19 protein-coding genes are annotated in these 15,540 nt (G+C 66.6%); 10 read left to right on the forward strand and 9 right to left on the reverse strand.

All coding sequences use genetic code 11. From position 1 onward, the window contains the following. Nucleotides 1-55 precede the first annotated feature (55 nt). Together G7Y85_RS07705 and G7Y85_RS07710 are read left to right on the forward strand one after the other, a co-directional pair. Nucleotides 56-598 carry a dihydrofolate reductase gene (locus G7Y85_RS07705; RefSeq protein WP_241696057.1) on the forward strand — a complete coding sequence of 181 codons (543 nt, stop codon included), beginning with the start codon at nucleotides 56-58 and terminating at the stop codon, nucleotides 596-598. A gap of 62 nt (nucleotides 599-660) precedes the next feature. Beyond that, nucleotides 661-927 (forward strand): acyl-CoA-binding protein, encoded by a 267-nt coding sequence (locus G7Y85_RS07710; protein WP_166254362.1) that lies wholly within the window; start codon nucleotides 661-663, stop codon nucleotides 925-927. A gap of 101 nt (nucleotides 928-1,028) precedes the next feature. On the opposite strand, the gene G7Y85_RS07715 is transcribed toward G7Y85_RS07710, so the two are convergent. Together G7Y85_RS07715 and G7Y85_RS07720 are read right to left on the reverse strand one after the other, a co-directional pair. Continuing rightward, on the reverse strand, nucleotides 1,029-1,346 hold the full coding sequence (locus tag G7Y85_RS07715) for a YXWGXW repeat-containing protein (RefSeq protein ID WP_166254364.1): 318 nt from the start codon (nucleotides 1,344-1,346) through the stop codon (nucleotides 1,029-1,031). Between the two features lie 191 nt (nucleotides 1,347-1,537). Further along, nucleotides 1,538-1,978, reverse strand: coding sequence for a GFA family protein (locus G7Y85_RS07720; protein ID WP_166254366.1), 441 nt, complete (start codon nucleotides 1,976-1,978; stop codon nucleotides 1,538-1,540). A gap of 168 nt (nucleotides 1,979-2,146) precedes the next feature. On the opposite strand from G7Y85_RS07720, the gene G7Y85_RS07725 reads away from it, so the two are divergent. Both G7Y85_RS07725 and G7Y85_RS07730 read left to right on the forward strand, forming a co-directional pair. Next, nucleotides 2,147-3,133, forward strand: coding sequence for an AraC family transcriptional regulator (locus G7Y85_RS07725; RefSeq protein ID WP_166254367.1), 987 nt, complete (start codon nucleotides 2,147-2,149; stop codon nucleotides 3,131-3,133). A gap of 135 nt (nucleotides 3,134-3,268) precedes the next feature. Continuing rightward, nucleotides 3,269-3,541 (forward strand): GlsB/YeaQ/YmgE family stress response membrane protein, encoded by a 273-nt coding sequence (locus tag G7Y85_RS07730; protein ID WP_166254369.1) that lies wholly within the window; start codon nucleotides 3,269-3,271, stop codon nucleotides 3,539-3,541. Nucleotides 3,542-3,591: 50 nt separating this feature from the next. On the opposite strand, the gene G7Y85_RS07735 is transcribed toward G7Y85_RS07730, so the two are convergent. Beyond that, entirely contained in the window at nucleotides 3,592-3,858 is a 267-nt protein-coding gene (locus tag G7Y85_RS07735; RefSeq protein ID WP_166254371.1) for a hypothetical protein, read from the reverse strand. Between the two features lie 293 nt (nucleotides 3,859-4,151). Between G7Y85_RS07735 and G7Y85_RS07740 the strand changes: the two genes are divergently transcribed. Further along, nucleotides 4,152-4,466 (forward strand): CsbD family protein, encoded by a 315-nt coding sequence (locus tag G7Y85_RS07740; RefSeq protein WP_166254374.1) that lies wholly within the window; start codon nucleotides 4,152-4,154, stop codon nucleotides 4,464-4,466. A 44-nt stretch (nucleotides 4,467-4,510) separates the two neighbouring features. Here G7Y85_RS07740 and G7Y85_RS07745 read toward each other — a convergent pair whose 3' ends face one another. Continuing rightward, a complete protein-coding gene (locus G7Y85_RS07745; RefSeq protein ID WP_166254377.1) occupies nucleotides 4,511-5,203 on the reverse strand; it encodes a Crp/Fnr family transcriptional regulator in 693 nt (230 codons plus the stop codon). A gap of 148 nt (nucleotides 5,204-5,351) precedes the next feature. After that, on the reverse strand, nucleotides 5,352-6,074 hold the full coding sequence (locus G7Y85_RS07750; protein WP_166254380.1) for a Crp/Fnr family transcriptional regulator: 723 nt from the start codon (nucleotides 6,072-6,074) through the stop codon (nucleotides 5,352-5,354). Nucleotides 6,075-6,274: 200 nt separating this feature from the next. On the opposite strand from G7Y85_RS07750, the gene G7Y85_RS07755 reads away from it, so the two are divergent. Next, on the forward strand, nucleotides 6,275-6,850 hold the full coding sequence (locus G7Y85_RS07755; RefSeq protein WP_166254383.1) for a sterol desaturase family protein: 576 nt from the start codon (nucleotides 6,275-6,277) through the stop codon (nucleotides 6,848-6,850). Nucleotides 6,851-6,952: 102 nt separating this feature from the next. Here the strand turns inward: G7Y85_RS07755 and G7Y85_RS07760 are convergent, their stop codons facing one another. From G7Y85_RS07760 to G7Y85_RS07770, 3 genes are all read right to left on the reverse strand, one after another. Further along, nucleotides 6,953-7,510: a lipid-binding SYLF domain-containing protein gene (locus G7Y85_RS07760; RefSeq protein WP_166254386.1), complete on the reverse strand. Its 558-nt coding sequence runs from the start codon at nucleotides 7,508-7,510 to the stop codon at nucleotides 6,953-6,955. A 112-nt stretch (nucleotides 7,511-7,622) separates the two neighbouring features. Further along, a complete protein-coding gene (locus G7Y85_RS07765) occupies nucleotides 7,623-8,534 on the reverse strand; it encodes a peptidylprolyl isomerase (RefSeq protein ID WP_166254390.1) in 912 nt (303 codons plus the stop codon). Then, nucleotides 8,527-9,282 (reverse strand): ATP-binding protein, encoded by a 756-nt coding sequence (locus G7Y85_RS07770; protein WP_174839748.1) that lies wholly within the window; start codon nucleotides 9,280-9,282, stop codon nucleotides 8,527-8,529. Before G7Y85_RS07770 ends, G7Y85_RS07765 begins: the two co-directional genes overlap by 8 nt. Nucleotides 9,283-9,640: 358 nt before the next feature. Here G7Y85_RS07770 and G7Y85_RS07775 point away from each other — a divergent pair, with 358 nt between their 5' ends. Then, on the forward strand, nucleotides 9,641-10,744 hold the full coding sequence (locus tag G7Y85_RS07775; protein WP_166254393.1) for a hypothetical protein: 1,104 nt from the start codon (nucleotides 9,641-9,643) through the stop codon (nucleotides 10,742-10,744). Between the two features lie 27 nt (nucleotides 10,745-10,771). On the opposite strand, the gene ettA is transcribed toward G7Y85_RS07775, so the two are convergent. Next, the gene (gene ettA / locus G7Y85_RS07780; RefSeq protein WP_166254396.1) at nucleotides 10,772-12,436 is read right to left on the reverse strand and encodes an energy-dependent translational throttle protein EttA; all 1,665 of its coding nucleotides are present in this window, start codon (nucleotides 12,434-12,436) and stop codon (nucleotides 10,772-10,774) included. Between the two features lie 162 nt (nucleotides 12,437-12,598). Between ettA and G7Y85_RS07785 the strand changes: the two genes are divergently transcribed. The 3 genes from G7Y85_RS07785 to G7Y85_RS07795 all read left to right on the forward strand — a co-directional run bounded on the left by G7Y85_RS07785 (nucleotide 12,599) and on the right by G7Y85_RS07795 (nucleotide 15,275). After that, nucleotides 12,599-13,438, forward strand: coding sequence for a sulfurtransferase (locus G7Y85_RS07785; RefSeq protein ID WP_166254399.1), 840 nt, complete (start codon nucleotides 12,599-12,601; stop codon nucleotides 13,436-13,438). A gap of 71 nt (nucleotides 13,439-13,509) precedes the next feature. Continuing rightward, nucleotides 13,510-14,034, forward strand: a complete 525-nt coding sequence (locus G7Y85_RS07790) for a hypothetical protein (RefSeq protein ID WP_166254402.1) — start codon at nucleotides 13,510-13,512, stop codon at nucleotides 14,032-14,034. Beyond that, nucleotides 14,034-15,275 carry a threonine ammonia-lyase gene (locus G7Y85_RS07795; protein ID WP_166254405.1) on the forward strand — a complete coding sequence of 414 codons (1,242 nt, stop codon included), beginning with the start codon at nucleotides 14,034-14,036 and terminating at the stop codon, nucleotides 15,273-15,275. The genes G7Y85_RS07790 and G7Y85_RS07795 overlap by 1 nt, the downstream gene beginning before the upstream one ends. The last annotated feature ends 265 nt before the right edge of the window (nucleotides 15,276-15,540 follow it).

Genomic DNA, 15,540 nt, shown 5'->3' on the forward strand with positions numbered 1-15,540 from the left:
GCGGTGCACCGGCCTTGCGCCGCGATTGCCGAGTGCTCTGCGGCGCGGCGTTATCATGCCGCCCGTCGCGATGTGCGGCGTCAGCGAAGGGCAGGGGATGCGCAGTCTGAGTCTGGTCGTCGCGATGGACGAGAACCGCCTGATCGGTCGTGCCAACGGCTTGCCCTGGCGCCTGCCCGACGACATGAAGCAGTTCAAGCGCGTCACGCTCGGGCACACCGTGCTGATGGGGCGCAAGACCTGGGATTCGCTCGGCCGCGCGCTGCCGGAACGTGACAACTGGGTGCTGACGCGCGATCGCGGCTTTGTCGCCGACGGCGCGCGCGTGTTCCACGATCTCGATGCGGCGCTCGCGGCACATGACGAGGGCGAGCTGATGGTGATCGGCGGCGCCGAACTCTACCGGCAGGCGCTGCCGCAGGCGCAGCGCATCCATCTGACCGAGGTGCAGGCACGGATTGCCGACGGCGACGCGTGGTTCCCGGATTTCGACCGTGCGCAGTTTCGCGAAACGTACAGCGAGCCGCATGCCGCGGACGCGCGTCATGCCCATCCGTTTCGCTTCGTCACGCTGGAGCGGCTGGCGGCGCAGCCATAGCCGCCCGGCCGTCGCCGGCGCTATGCTGACTTTCTGACAAGCTCACGGGAGGAGAGAAAACGATGGCAGACCTGAAAGCGGATTTCGCCAAGGCGCAGAAAGACGTCAAGACCCTGACACAGCGTCCGGACAACAACGACATGCTGTTCCTCTACGCGCATTTCAAGCAGGCCAGCGAAGGCGACGTCAGCGGCAAACGGCCGGGCATGCTCGACATGGTCGGCCGTGCCAAGTACGACGCCTGGGCCAAGCTGTCCGGCAGCAAGCCGGATGCGGCGATGAAGGCCTACATCGACAAGGTCGCCGCGCTGCTCAAGTCGCACAAATAGGGCTTTCCGTCGCTGCAGGAAAAAGGGGCCGTGAGGCCCCTTTTTCGTTGCGGTGCGCAGTGCCCGGATCGGGCACCGGCGCGGGCCGCTGCGCCGAGTGTCTAGCCGCGCGCCCAGTGACCCGGCACGTAATGCCAGTGCGGGCCGCGCTGCTCCCAGTGGTCGTTGACCCAGTGGCGGCCGTGGCGCGCCGCGATCCAGCGGCCATCGACCCAGACATGGGCGTGGCCATCCCAGCGCCAGTAGCCCGGCGCGTAGACATAGCCGGGACGCGGCGGCGGTGCGACGATCACGCGCGCCGGCGGCGGGCCGACATCGATGTCGACATCGACGTGCGCCTGTGCGGCGAGCGGTGCCAGCGCCGAACCGGCGAGCAGGGCGACGACGAAAGCGTTTCGAACGGAAAATTTCTTGGACATGGCAGCCTCCTGGAGACCTCGCAAGACATGCACGCTTGCCGTCTTTGCGTGCCGCCATGTTCGGATCGACAGACCGAACGCCAACTGAAAACGCCGTAAAGAAATGTAACCGCCGCCGTCCAGCCGCGGTTCAGGGCAACACGCGGGTGGCCGCGCCTGCGGCATCGCCGCAGGCGCGGCACGGTGCTCGACTACTCGGCGATGGTCACGCCCGAACCGCCCATCTCCGCCGGAACGTCCTTCATCTTCGGCAGGCCGTCACGGATCGGCAAACGGGTTTCCTGGTAGTGCACGTGCACGCCAGGCTGGTACGGGAAGTACGGAATGACGGCGGCATAGACGTCGGTCAGGCCCATGCCGGGATGTTCGGTGAACAGGTGGCCGCCACAGACCTTGCACCACTTGCGATAACTGTTCGGCGTCTTGTTGTAGCTGCCGATCTGGTCGGCGCCGCGCGTGACCTTGACGGCCTCGGGATGCCACAGCGTGAACGCGTTGACCGGCCCGGCCGACCAGCTGCGGCAGGATTCGCAGTGGCAGTAGCCCATGCCGGCCGGTTCGCCGCTGACCGTGAGTTGCACCGCGCCGCAAAAGCAGCTGCCCTGGTAAGTCTTGTTGCCGTCAGCGTTCATGTCGATCCCCTTTTCGTTGGTGTCGCCGGCCGTGTTCGCGAATACCGCGAACGACGGCGAATGCGCGATCAAGCGGCAAATTGCCCGGCATCGCGGCCGGCGCTAGTATCCGCCAGCCCTCGGCGCCCGCCTTGGCCGACGCTCCGCGGTTCTTGCCCGAGACCCCTCATGGACGCACTGTCGGATGTTCTCAATTCGATACGGCTGGAGGGCGCGTTCTATCTCAATGCCGAGTTCACCGCGCCGTGGTGCATCCGCGGCGAGTGCGCTGTTGCCAGCGTGCGGCAACACCTCGCCGGCGCCGAGCACGTGGTGTTTTTCCATTTCCTCGTCGAAGGGCGCTGCAAGGTGCGGCTCGACGATCACGGCGGCATGCTCGAAGCGAAGGCTGGCGACCTGATCCTGATCGCCCGCGACGATCGCCATCTGCTGGGCAGCGATCTGCAGATGATGCCGCTCGATGCCGGCAAGCTGGTCGTCGCCGAGGCCGCGAGCGACGACAACTTCGTGCACCTGCGTCACGGCGGTGGCGGCGAGACCACGCGTTTCGTCTGCGGTTATCTGGCGTGCAGCCGCAGCGTCTGCCGGCCGCTGCTGGACGCGCTGCCGCGCCTGTTGTGCATTTCGATCGGCGAGGGCCCGGCGTCGACGCTGCTGCGCGAGCTGCTGCGTGTGGGGGTACGCGAGTCCTCGGCAGCGCGACCGGGCGCCGAATCGATGCTCGCCAAATTGTCGGAGCTGCTGTTCGTCGAGGCGATGCGTCACCACGTCGCGAATGTGCCGCCGGACGCGCAGGGCTGGCTCGCCGGTGTGCGCGATCCGCACGTCGGTCGTGCGCTGGCCTTGCTGCATGCGGCGCCTGCCAGGGCCTGGACAGTCGACGAACTCGCCCGCGAAGTGGCGCTGTCGCGCTCGGCACTGGCCGAACGTTTCACGACGCTGATCGGCGAGCCCCCCATGCAATATCTGACGCGCTGGCGGCTGGCGCTCGCCGCCCAGGCGCTGCGATCCGGGCGCGACAGCGTCGCGCGGGTCGCCGAGCGCAGCGGCTACGAATCGGAGGCCGCGTTCTGTCGCGCGTTCAAGCGCGAGTTCGGCACGCCGCCGGCCGCCTGGCGTCGCGCAGGGCAGCACGCGGGCGCCGTGGCCAGCTGAGTCACGGGCCGGCCTGCGCCGTTGGTCGCGCGGGTCGCGGTGCGGTTCCGCACAGACCGCACAAGCCGTGATGGTTCATCGTCTGTCCGCAGGGCTTGGGCCGGGCCTGTGACCGGCATCGAAGCGGAGTGGGCAATGAACATCGTCGTCTGGATCTTGGTGGGCGGGATTTGCGGCTGGCTTGTCAGCTTGCTGGTGGCCACCGATGCCCGACAGGGGTGGATGGAGAATGTCGCGATCGGCATCGTCGGTGCCTTTGTCGGCGGATACCTGGTCGGTCCGTTGGCGAGTGGCGGTGCCATCGATCAGTTGAAGCTGAGCCCTTCGTCGCTGACCGTGGCCTTGATCGGTGCGGTCACGGTGCTGTCGATCGCCAGACTGCTGCGACATGTCACCGCGCAGGATTGAAATCCTGTCGTGCCGCCCGGTGTGGCGATCGGCACGATCGAACGTCAGCGTCACAGCACGCGGTGCTGTCGGAGAGTCCGGAACGAAGCATCAAGACCCAGAAAGCCGAGGACACAGACCGACAACAGGATCAGGATCAGCAGCGGCAGCAGGGAGACCTGTGGCAGGGGCGGGGGGCCAGCCATGGTCCCGTCGGAGCCGCCGAGGCTGATCGAGAGGGCGTTATCCGCCTGCGTCGCCCGATAGCCGTCAAGGGAATCCGGCCTGTGAAAGCGCGCCGCTTCGCTGCTGCTGGCGCTGATGGCAAATTGATGCATGCGGGCTTCCCCTCGTCTCCGGTCGGTCCGGACGCTTTTCGCTATCGCTGCGTGAGTACCTGGCAGCAATTTCAGGATAGGCCTCGCCGCCGCTCGTGACTGTGCGGAACCGTACCAACAGGACGACTGCAGCGCTGCCGGCCGGCGACGCTGACTGCAAGTGCATCGATTCCCGGCGTCTGTGCGCTGGCAGACGGACGTGGCCGCGGCATCGGCGCATAGAGTGGATCGCCGCAGACGGAACGCGGCACGGCGCGGCATTTCTGCCGGTCGTCCAGAGACAGGACATCACGATGGACATCGACATCAACCACACGGCCGCAGCCGCCGACGCCGTGCCCGCGGTACGCCCGCTGCCGACGAAGCTGACCAAGAGTCAGACCCGCGCTGCGGTCCTGGCCGATGCGCTTGCGATCAAACGCAAGTGGAAGACGCTGATCGCGCTTGCCGGCGCCACGTGGAACAAATTGCATACCGAGGAACTGGTCCGCGTCGATGGCAACTTCCACAGACTCGCGGGTCTCGTGCAGCTGCGCTACGCGGTCAGTCGCGAGGAAGCGGATCGTCAGACGAAGGCATTCTTCGCGCTGCACGACCTCGCGCTGTGATCGCCGGGTAGCCGACGGAGGGCGCCCAGGCGCTTCCGATTTCTCTAGTGCATCAGCTCGCCGTAGGCCAGACGATCGCTGGCGTAGCAGCTGCAGGCGCTTGCTTCCAGTCCCTTGCGATCGAGCACGGTGAGTTCGCCGCGCCGATAGCTGATCAACCTGCCGTGTTGCAGGGCGCCGGCCGCGACGGTGATGCCGACCCGGCGCACGCCGAGCATGCGGGCCAGCAATTCGTGCGTGACGTGAAAGCGCTGCGCATGCGCACGATCCTGGATCATCAGCAGCCAACGCGCGAGCCGCGCCTGGATGAGATGAAAGTGCACGCAGACCGCCGATGTCGCCAGCTGTGCGTTCGACAGGTACAGGTAGCGTTTCAGGATGCGTTGCAGGGGCGCGCTGCTGGCCAGTTCGCGACGGAACACGGGGATGTGGATTCGCGATGCCGCACCCGCACGCAGCACCCTTGCGTCGAGGGGAGCGCTCGCGACACCCAGCACCAGCTCGGCGCCCAGCATGCCTTCGCAACCGACCATCGCGAGTTCCAGTGTGGCCCTGCCGTCGACCGCCTTGCCGAGCGAAACAATGCTGTCGACCGGAAAATAGACGTGCCGGATGGCCATGCCCCTCTCGCACAGCACGTCCTGGAGTGACAGCCGCACCGGCTCGCAGATCGCAAGGACGCGCAGACGCTGCCTGCGCGGCAGCAAGGCGATCAGGTGATTCTCGGCGATGGCCATGCTGACGCTCTCCGGGTTCTTGCTTCACGCCTGCAGGTGCAGGACTCGGTTCCAGGGGGCGCAGCTGCCGAATCAGCTGTATGTCGAACATGACGGCATCGCTGACATGCGTCTGTCTGCCAGCCCGCATAGGGTCCCGCCGCGCAGCTCAGCGCGCGGGCGTGCTCGGCAGCAGCCGCCGATATTCCTCGCGCACGACCTCGTAGCATTCGCAGCTGCGTTGTTCCAGACCCTCCCGGTCGAGAATCTTGATGTGGCCGCGCGCGTAACGGATCAGCCCGGCTCTCTGCAGGTTCAACGCACTTTCGGTGACACCCTCGCGGCGCACGCCGAGCATGTTGGCGATCAACTCCTGCGTCATGTTCAGCTCGTCGCCCTGCAGGCGGTCGAGACTGAGCAGCAGCCAGCGGCAGAGTTGCTGGTCGAGCGAGTGATGGCGATTGCAGACTGCGGTCTGCGACATCTGCGTGATCAGCGCCTGCGTGTAGCGCAGCAGCAGATGCAGCACCGGGCCGGCGCGGTCGAACTCGTCCTTCATCACTTTCGCCTTCAGACGAAAGCCCTGGCCGGCGCTCTGCACGACCGTGCGACTCGTCGTCGATTCGCCGCCCATGAACAGTGAAATCCCGACGATGCCTTCGTTGCCGACCACGGCGATTTCCGCCGAGGCCCCGTTTTCCATCACGTACAGCAGCGAGACGATCGCGGTGGTCGGGAAGTAGACATGGCTCAGGGTGCGTCCGGATTCACAGAGCACCTGGCCCAGCGGCATGTCGACGGCCTCGATCTGCGACTGCCAGCGCAACCACTCGGCGTCCGGCAGCGCTGCGAGCAGCAGGTTCGTTCGTGGATCGTGGCTTTCGTCGATCATCGGAAAAGCTCCGCTGAGAGGCTGAGTCGGAATGGACCGCGGCGGCGGTTGCGCGGCGTCCGTCGACGAGCGTCAGGCCACCAGCGTAGCCGATACGTGCGTCAGCGCACAGACGCGGCAGCTTTGCGCGTGCAGCCTCAATGTCGCGCGGGTGCGCCTGCGCTTCTTACTGCGTCTTCGGACACCCTGCCAGGAATTGCATGGAATGGTTCTCGCTGGAACACGGCAGAACGGCCTACCGCGCCGACTTCGTACTGTACGCAGGGCTCGTCATCACGCTGGTCATCGTGCTGATCGTCAACGGGCCCCGCCTGCGGCTGCCGGAATTCGGCGCGCTGGCACTGACGGGACTGGTCGGCTGGAGCCTGATCGAATATCTGCTGCATCGCTTCGTGCTGCATGGCCTGCCGCCGTTTCGCGGCTGGCATGCCGAGCACCATCGGCGGCCTCAGGCTCTGCTCGGCGTGCCGACCGTGCTCAGCGCACCGCTGATCGCCGCATTTGTCTACCTGCCTGCGCTGTTGCTGAGCGATGCCTGGTCCGCCGGCGCGCTGTCGCTGGGCGTACTGGCCGGCTATCTGGCCTATTCGGTCACGCATCATGCGACGCATCACTGGCACGGCGGCAACGCCTGGCTGAAACGGCGCAAACGCTGGCATGCCTTGCATCATCATGCCGGCTCGGCCGGCCGATATGGGGTGAGCACGGTGTTCTGGGATCACGTGTTCCACAGCGACGAGTCGAAGCCCCCGCCGGTGCCGGATGCTGGCGCTTAGCCGCAGGCGGCGCCGCGCCGCCGCGCCCGATCAGCAGACGGCGTCGGCAGCGCGCACTCTCGTGACCGCTGCCGACGTGGCGCCCGCTCTGCGGCTGCCGGATCAGCGTTTGATTCTGGAAACCTTGCTGCCTTCGATGCTGACGCCGGCCATCAGGCCCTGCTGATTGAAGATGAACGCATAGGCGTCATCCTTGAGCGTCGAACTCGAAAGATTCTTCGCGACGCCCTCGTCGACGACCACGACCGTCGGTCCGACGCCGATTTCCCAGCCTTCCGAACGATGGAGGTAGTCGACCGCTTTCTGGTTCATCAGGAACACGACATAGCCGTAGGACTGTGCGCCGGCCTGCAGACCCCAGGAGCCGGTCACCGAGTTGTAGTAGCTGTCCACCTTGCCGTCCTGCTTCAGCACACCTTCGCCGTAAGCGCCGCCGAAGACCAGTCCCGCCTTGATGATGTTGGGGAAGACCAGTACGGCCCGCGCCTTGTGCGAGATCGCTTCGGCGGCGGGATCGGTCTTGTACAGCTTCTGCAGCGCCTGGTCGGCGTCGCGATCGAGATCCTCGGCGGTGGCGGCGTATGCAACGCCGAAGGTGGCCAGCGACACGACGCTGGAGATGGCGACCACGGTCGCCAGGAAAATGCTGCGAATGTTCATGGGTACCTCTTCGTTCTGGTGGTACAGCTCGTCGCACGGTAGGCAGGACAGCGTGTACAGGCCATGAACGACGACGGCGCCGTCATCTTCATGGCGGCTGTCGGGGCCGGTCTCAATGTCCGGTGCGGGCGACCGGCCGCACCGGCAGCGGCACGTTGCAGACATCGATGTGCCCCGCGGGCGCGACGTACCAGGCATCGCGACGATTGCGCCGTGATGCGACCAGAGCCGCGAAGCTCGGCGTGTCGGTGCGCAGCACTTCCAGATGTTCGCGCTCGCGATCCGGCAGGTCGGCGGCAATGCGGATGCGCGTGATCGGCGGCTTGCTCTCCGCGTCCGTGTAGAAGCCCATGGCCGCGCTGCCACGCGGCAGCGACGCCAGCAGTTCCATGCCCTGCACGACACGGCCGACCAGCGCGATATTGCGATCGAGCTGGCGCGGTGCCTGGCCGATCACGACATACAGCTCCTTGCCGGACCCGGACTGCGGGTCATTGTCGCGGCCGGCGCCGACCATGCCGTAGCAGTGCGTCAGCCAGGCCTCGCCGAGCCGGCTGTCGCGCGCGGCCGGCAGGCTGTCGACGAAGCCGGTCTGGGCCGCGTACGCATCGCGATCCGGCAGCGCGGTGAACGCCAGCCCGGAACTGCGGCGCGTGAACTCGGGCGGCAGCGTGGGGCTTGCGTCGCCGAGGCTGCGCGCGTCGGCTTCGCCCGCGTGCGGATCGCCCCATTGCGTCACGAAATTGTCCTGCACGCGCGTGATCGCCAGCCCGTCGAAATAGTGCGCGCGCACCAGTGTCTTGATGTTGGCGACATGCGCCGGCGCGAACTGCGGCGCCAGTTCGATGACGACGCGCCCGCCCGGCAGGTCCATCAACAGCGTGTTGTCGTCATCGAGCGCACGCCAGTCGGAGGCCCGGGTGGCCGCCAGGATCTCCTGCATGGTCGCGGCATGTGGCGTCGCCGCGAGCGCGAAGCCGGACATCATCGACAGGCCGGCGAGCAGCGCGACACCACTACGCATGGCGCCCCGCCCAGTCGCGTGCGAACTGGCGTGCGACGCGGCCCGATCGCGAGGCACGATTCAGTGCCCAGCGCAGCGAGAGCTTTTCGGTTTCCTCGTCCCAGTGTTCGTGACCGAGCTTGCGCAGGTGCAGGCGGACCGCGTCCAGATACTGGTCCTGCGTGAACGGCAGGAAGCTCAGCCACAACCCGAAACGCTCGGACAGCGAGATCTTTTCCTCGGTCGATTCACCCGGATGCAGCTCGTCGTCGAGCCAGTGATATTCGCCGTTGTCCTTCTTCATCTCCGGCATCAGATGACGACGGTTGGACGTGGCGTAGACCAGCACGTTCTCCGGTGGCTCCTCGATGCCGCCATCGAGTGCGGTCTTCAGCGCGGTCAGCGCCGGATCGTTGGCCGACACCGAGAAGTCGTCGACATAGAGAATGAAGCGTTCCGGCTGCGCGCGCAGCGGTGCGACGACGTCCGGCAGGTCGATCAGGTCGTGCGCCGCGAGTTCGACCAGACGCAGACCCTGCGCCGCGAACGGTCCGAGCAGAGCCTTGACGATCGACGACTTGCCGGTGCCGCGCGAGCCGGTCAGCAGTACGTGATTGGCCGGTTTGCCGGCGACGAACTGGCGCGTGTTCTGGATCAGTGCGGCTTTCTGGCGGTCGATGCCGAGCAGATCGTCGAGCTGCACGGTCTGCACGAATTCGATCGGCCGCAGCTTCTGCTGGTGCCAGCGATAGGCGAGGTGGGTACTCATGTCGGGGCCGGAAAGGATCGCGGCGCACATCGTAAGCCGGCCGCTGCGTTCCGTCCTGCTCGAAGCCGACAAGGGCTTGCGGGTTTCGGACAGCGCGCGCGGCATCTTGCGGTCGCCCGCCCGGCCGGCACGCAGACGATGGCCATGCGTGCGCTGCCGGCGACCGCGCATCGGGCAGACGATCGCCGTTTCGACTTGCGTTGGTTCACGTTTGCCCGACGCTGCGGCATCCTGCGTGGCGTTGCCGGGGCTATGCTTCTGCTGTCGGCCGCAAGCCGATCGCCTGGGCAGGGAAGTGATCGTCGTGGTGCGCGACCGAGCGCGAGCGACGGAGGCGCAATACGTTCGGGGGAACAACATGGACCGTAAGGGGATTTGCGTTCTGGCGGCAGCGCTGCTGCTCGGGGCCTGCAGCTCGCAGCCGGTCAGGAACGAGCCACCGCCCGCGCCACCGCCGCCGTCGCCGGACATCGGCGTCAGCGACACCGACAGCGACGGCGTGGCCGATCGCGACGATCATTGTCCGGACAGCGAGGCCGGCGTGGCGGTCGACGCCGAGGGCTGCCCGATGGCGTCAACCACGGCGACGCCGCCCACCGGCAGCGGCGAAACGGCGGCGCGTCCGTCGCACCAGCATCACGGTCAGGGAAGCGGCAGCGCACATGCCGCCGGTGGTGACCAGGTGTCGGCGCGACCGCCGACGGCAGGCCGGCCGGCGCCTGCATCGCTGAATTTCGCCTGGTTGTTCTCGGCAAAAGACGCCAGGCCGGCCGATGCCGTGCGGCAGCTGATTTCGGCTGGTGAGGTCGCCCATCTCTGGGTAGCGGCATCGCTGTCGCGATCGATCGACGATCTGAAGGCACTGCTCGACGCCCAGTACCGACAGTCGATCGGCCCGGCTTCGCCGGCGCAGACGGCGGCCGGCGGCCAGTTGCTCGACATCGAAGGCGCGGGGCCGTTTCTCGCGGCCGATGTCGATTGTCAGGAACTCGATTGCAAGCAAACTCCGGGCGCCGCCGCGGCGCCTGCGCTCAGGACCATCGATCTGCGCCAGCGTCCGGTCGCGTACTGGGATTGGCCCGTGAAGGCGCCGACCAAGAGCACGCGTCCGGGTGGCAGCGTCGGTGTCGATCTCTATGACGCGCCCGATGCCGTCAGCGCGCCCGCAAAATTCCGCAACGCGATGACGCTGAGTGTCGGCTTCCCGTTCGCGGCAGCAGCGCAGGACGCGCACGAGCAGGCCGACCCAGCGACACCGACACCGGTGCACGGCTGTCACCTGTTCAGCGGCGGCAATTTCGTCGACAACGCAGTGACCTGCATCGACGCAACGGGCCCCATCACCCGCTTGCTGCTGGCGCTCGGCGGCCTGTTCACCGTCGTCACCGCCACCGCGAGCAAGGGTCAGGCGATGATCGATACCGTGCGCAAGCTGTTCGGCTCGGTGCGGCCTTCGGCCTGAAGGCCGCACCGACACTCCATAGGCGACTCAGGCCAGCTTCTTGTGCCGCGAACGGCGGTTGACACCCGGCTCGCTGCCGGTGCGGCGACGGAAGTCGTCTTCGTACTCGCGGTAGTTGCCTTCGTGCCAGACCACTTCGCCCGAGTCCTCGAACGCGAGGATGTGGGTGGCGACGCGATCGAGGAACCAGCGGTCATGCGAGATGACCATGGCGTTGCCCGGGAAGTCGAGAATCGCCTCCTCGAGCGCGCGCAGGGTTTCGACGTCGAGGTCGTTGGTCGGTTCGTCGAGCAGCAGCACGTTGCCGCCCTGCAGCAGCATCTTCGCCAGATGCACGCGATTGCGTTCGCCGCCGGACAGTTCCTTGAGGCGTTTCTGCTGCGATTCACCCTTGAAGTTGAAGCGGCCGATGTAGGCGCGTGACGGCATCTCGAAGTTGCCGACCTTGAGCATGTCCTTGCCTTCGGCGACTTCCTGGAACACGGTCTTGTCCCCGTCGAGCGCATCGCGGCTCTGGTCGACGTACGCGAACTTCACGGTCTCGCCGACCTTGATGTCGCCGCTGTAGTCCTTGTCCTGGCCGGTCAGCATCTTGAACAGCGTGGTCTTGCCCATGCCGTTGGCGCCGATGATGCCGACGATGGCGCCGCGCGGCACCGAGAAGCTGACGCCCTGATACAGCGTGCGGTCACCGAACTTCTTGGCGAGGTTGTTGACCTCGATCACCACGTCGCCGAGACGCTGACCCGGCGGGATGTACAGTTCCTTGGTCTCGCTGCGCTTCTGGTATTCCTGCGAGGCGAGTTCCTCGAAGGCCTTGATGCGCGCCTTGCTCTTGGCCTGACGGCCCTTGGGATTCTTGCGCACCCATTCCAGCTCTTCCTTCATCGCCTTGGCGCGCGCGTCTTCCTGCTTCTGCTCGGTCTCGTGGCGCTTGTCCTTCTGCTCCAGCCAGCTCGAGTAGTTGCCCTGCCAGGGAATGCCGTGGCCGCGGTCGAGTTCGAGAATCCAGCCGGCGACGTTGTCTAGGAAGTAGCGGTCATGCGTGACGGCGATGATGGTACCCGGGAAGTCCTTGAGGAACTTCTCCAGCCAGGCCACCGACTCGGCGTCGAGATGGTTGGTCGGCTCGTCGAGCAGGATCATGTCCGGCTTGCTCAGCAGCAGGCGGCACAGCGCCACGCGACGGCGTTCGCCGCCGGACAGCCTGGTGACGTCGGCATCCCAGGGCGGCAGGTTCAGGGCTTCGGCGGCCTTGTCGAGAATGACGTCGATGTTCTCGGCGTCGGCTGCGGCAATCTTCGCTTCGAGGTCGGCCTGTTTGGCGGCGAGCTTGTCGAAGTCGGCGTTCTCGTCGGCGTAGGCCGCGTAGACCGCGTCAAGTTCTTCCTTGAGCTTGAGGATGTCGCCGAGCGCTTCCTCGACATTGCCGCGCACGGTCTTTTCCGGATCGAGCTTCGGTTCCTGCGGCAGGTAGCCGACCTTCAGGCCCGGCATCGGCCGCGCCTCGCCGACGATGTCCTTGTCGATGCCGGCCATGATCTTCAGCAGCGTCGACTTGCCGGCGCCGTTGTAGCCGAGCACGCCGATCTTGGCGCCCGGGAAAAACGACAGCGAGATGTCGCGGAGGATTTCTTTCTTCGGCGGCACGATCTTGCCGACGCGATTCATCGTGTAAACGTACTGGGACATGGGGCTTTCGGGAGTTGACGACGGTCGCCGCAGCGCAAAGGGCGCGGCAGGGGGCCGAATTATCCGGTCCGGCGCCGCCTTTGTCATGTGCCGCCGGTCACGCACCGGACGTATCGATGCGCGGGATAATCGGCCGGTCGAGGTCTGCCCGGAGGAATCCTCATGAGCGAAACCCTGATCGGCGCCGAGGCGCTACTGTCGCATCTGCATGATCCGCGCTGGCGGCTGATGGACTGCCGCTTCACTCTTGCCGAGCCGGCGCAGGGCCGCACCCTGTATGCGCGCGGCCACCTGCCGGAGGCGCTCTACGCGCATCTCGATGACGATCTGTCCGGACCGGTGACCGCCGCCAGTGGCCGCCATCCGCTGCCGGACCCGGCCGCGTTCGCGCAGCGGCTCGCGGCCTGGGCGATCGGCGACGACACGCAGGTCGTCGCCTACGATCAGGGCAACGGCCTGTACGCGTCGCGCCTGTGGTGGCTGTTGCGTGCCGTCGGACATCGGCGTGTTGCCGTGCTCGACGGCGGCTTTGCCGCCTGGACCGCGCGCGGCTTGCCGCTGAGCGAGGTGCCGACGGCAGTGCCGGCGCTGCGCGACGTGCCGGTGCGGCCGTTCGCGGGCTGGCTGGCGTCCGACGAGGTCGAGCAGGCCCTGGCCAGCGACGCGATCCTGCTGGTCGATGCCCGTGCCGCCGATCGCTTTGCCGGCCGCAACGAAACCATGGACCCGGTCGCCGGCCACGTACCGGGTGCAATCAATCATCCGCTGGCCGACAACCTCGACGGCGACGGCCGCTTCCTGCCGGCCGACGAACTGCGTCGCCGCTGGCAGCCGCAGCTCGGCGAACGTTCGCCGCGGGAACTGGTATCGATGTGCGGCTCCGGTGTCACCGCCTGCCACAACCTGCTGGCGCTGGAGATCGCCGGTCTGCCCGGCGGACGCCTGTATCCGGGTTCCTGGAGCGAATGGATACGCGATCCGGCGCGGCCGGTCGCGCGGTGACGGCCATGCGCATCCCGAGATCAGTAAACGCCCTCAGGCGCGATGGTCGCCAGCGGCCGATAATCCGCCGCATGTCGAATGTCGCTGCCGCCAGTTGTCTGCCCGTCGTCGTCGCGGCCACGGTGCTGTGGTCGACCGCCGCCAACGCGGAGATCTACCACTGCGTGGTCGATGGTGTCCCGAAATTCAGCGACAAGCCCTGCCATGCCGGCGATGCGCCGGTTTCGGTTCCCGACGTTACCGTGGTGCCGGCGCAGAAGAGCGAGCCGCTCGCCCGGCAGCATGACGCGCGCGTGCAGGCGTATCAGAAGGCACGTGCCGAGGAAGACGCCGCCTGGGGTGACGAATATGCCGCTCGGGTGGCCGACGAAGCCAGGATTCGCAATGCCCGCGTTCGGGGCGAGGTCGTCACCGGCATGAGCGATGACGACGTGCGCAAACTGCTTGGCGATCCGCAGCGGGTCGCGACGCGCACCAATGCCCGGGGCCGGATCCAGAGCTGGAGCTACAACGACAGCGAACACGGGCGCGTCACCGTGACCTTGCAGGACGACATCGTCGTCGACGTGCGCAGCAGCAAAACCCGGAGTCATTGATGAACGCTGCAGAGTTGCCGGTATCGTTTCCCGATGTCCGCCGTGCCGCGCAGGTCATCGACGGGCAGGTCGTGCGTACGCCCTGCACGCGATCGCGTGTGCTGTCGAAGATCACCGGCGCGGAGGTATGGCTGAAGTTCGAGAACTTCCAGTTCACCGCCTCGTTCAAGGAGCGCGGCGCGCTCAACAAGCTGATGAGCCTGAGCGACGCCGAACGTGCTGCCGGGGTCGCCGCCATGTCGGCCGGCAATCACGCGCAGGGCGTTGCCTACCACGCGACGCGGCTGGGCATCAAAAGCATCATCGTCATGCCCGCGAACACGCCGTTCACCAAGGTCCGCAACACGCGCGAACTGGGCGGCGAGGTCATCCTGCACGGCGAGACCCTGGCCGATGCGCAGACCTTCCTCGAAAGCGAGCTGATCGAAAAGCGCGGCATGACGCTGGTGCATCCCTACGACGATCCGTACATCATCGCCGGGCAGGGCACGGTCGGCCTCGAGATGCTCGAGCAGGCGCCCGACCTCGATACCCTGATCGTGCCGGTCGGCGGCGGCGGCCTGATCGCCGGCATCGCCATCGCCGCGCACGCCATCAACCCGCAGATCCAGGTCGTCGGCGTCGAGTCGGCCGCATTTCCGTCGGCCTATGCCGCTTTGCAGAACGATCCTTCGCTGGTCAAGGGCGGACAGACGATTGCCGAAGGCATCGCCGTCAAGAACATCGGCCGGCTGACGATCGCGATCATCCGCGAACACGTCGCCGAACTGATGCGCGTCGACGAAGCGTCGATCGAACGCGCCGTCGGCCTGCTCGCGTCGATCGAGAAAGTGATCGTCGAGGGTGCCGGCGCGGTCGGCCTCGCCGCACTGCTCAGCGATTCGGCGCGCTTCGCCGGTCGCAAGGTCGGTCTCGTCGTCTCCGGCGGCAATGTCGACACGCGCCTGCTGGCCTCGGTGCTGCTGCGCCAGCTCGTCAACGAATCGCGGCTGATCTCGCTGTCGATTGACATCGAAGACCGCCCGGGCTTTCTCGCCCGTGTCGCCGGCCGCATCGGCGAATCCGGCGGCAACATCATCCAGGTCCACCACGAGCGCCTGCATCGCGGCCACGCCAAGAACGCCACGCTCGAAGTGATGGTCGAGGCCCAGGACGAAGCCCACGCGCGCCAGATCTTCGACGACCTCGCCGCCGTCGGCTACAGCGTCCGCAAGGGCAGTGGCGGCATGGAATTCGATTGAGTCCGGACATCGCCGGATTCTTCGCCGATTTTGCTGCCTGCCTTTGCAGGCGGAAAGCCCGCCACAATCACGCCGTAAAGCTCATAGCCGATGGTCCCGAAGGCTGGGGCGTTGCGGCGGAAACAATCGGAGCTCTCCCCGCATGCATAAGCCCATGTCCTCGCAGAGCATGAAGTGGGTAAATGGCGGCATCTTCGTCGCCTGTGTGGCTACGTACTTCGCTTTCGGACCGATAGCGTTCTACCGGGCGGTGGGAATCTCGGTT

The organism is Solimonas terrae, assembly GCF_011067135.1.
Lineage (GTDB): Bacteria > Pseudomonadota > Gammaproteobacteria > Nevskiales > Nevskiaceae > Solimonas > Solimonas terrae.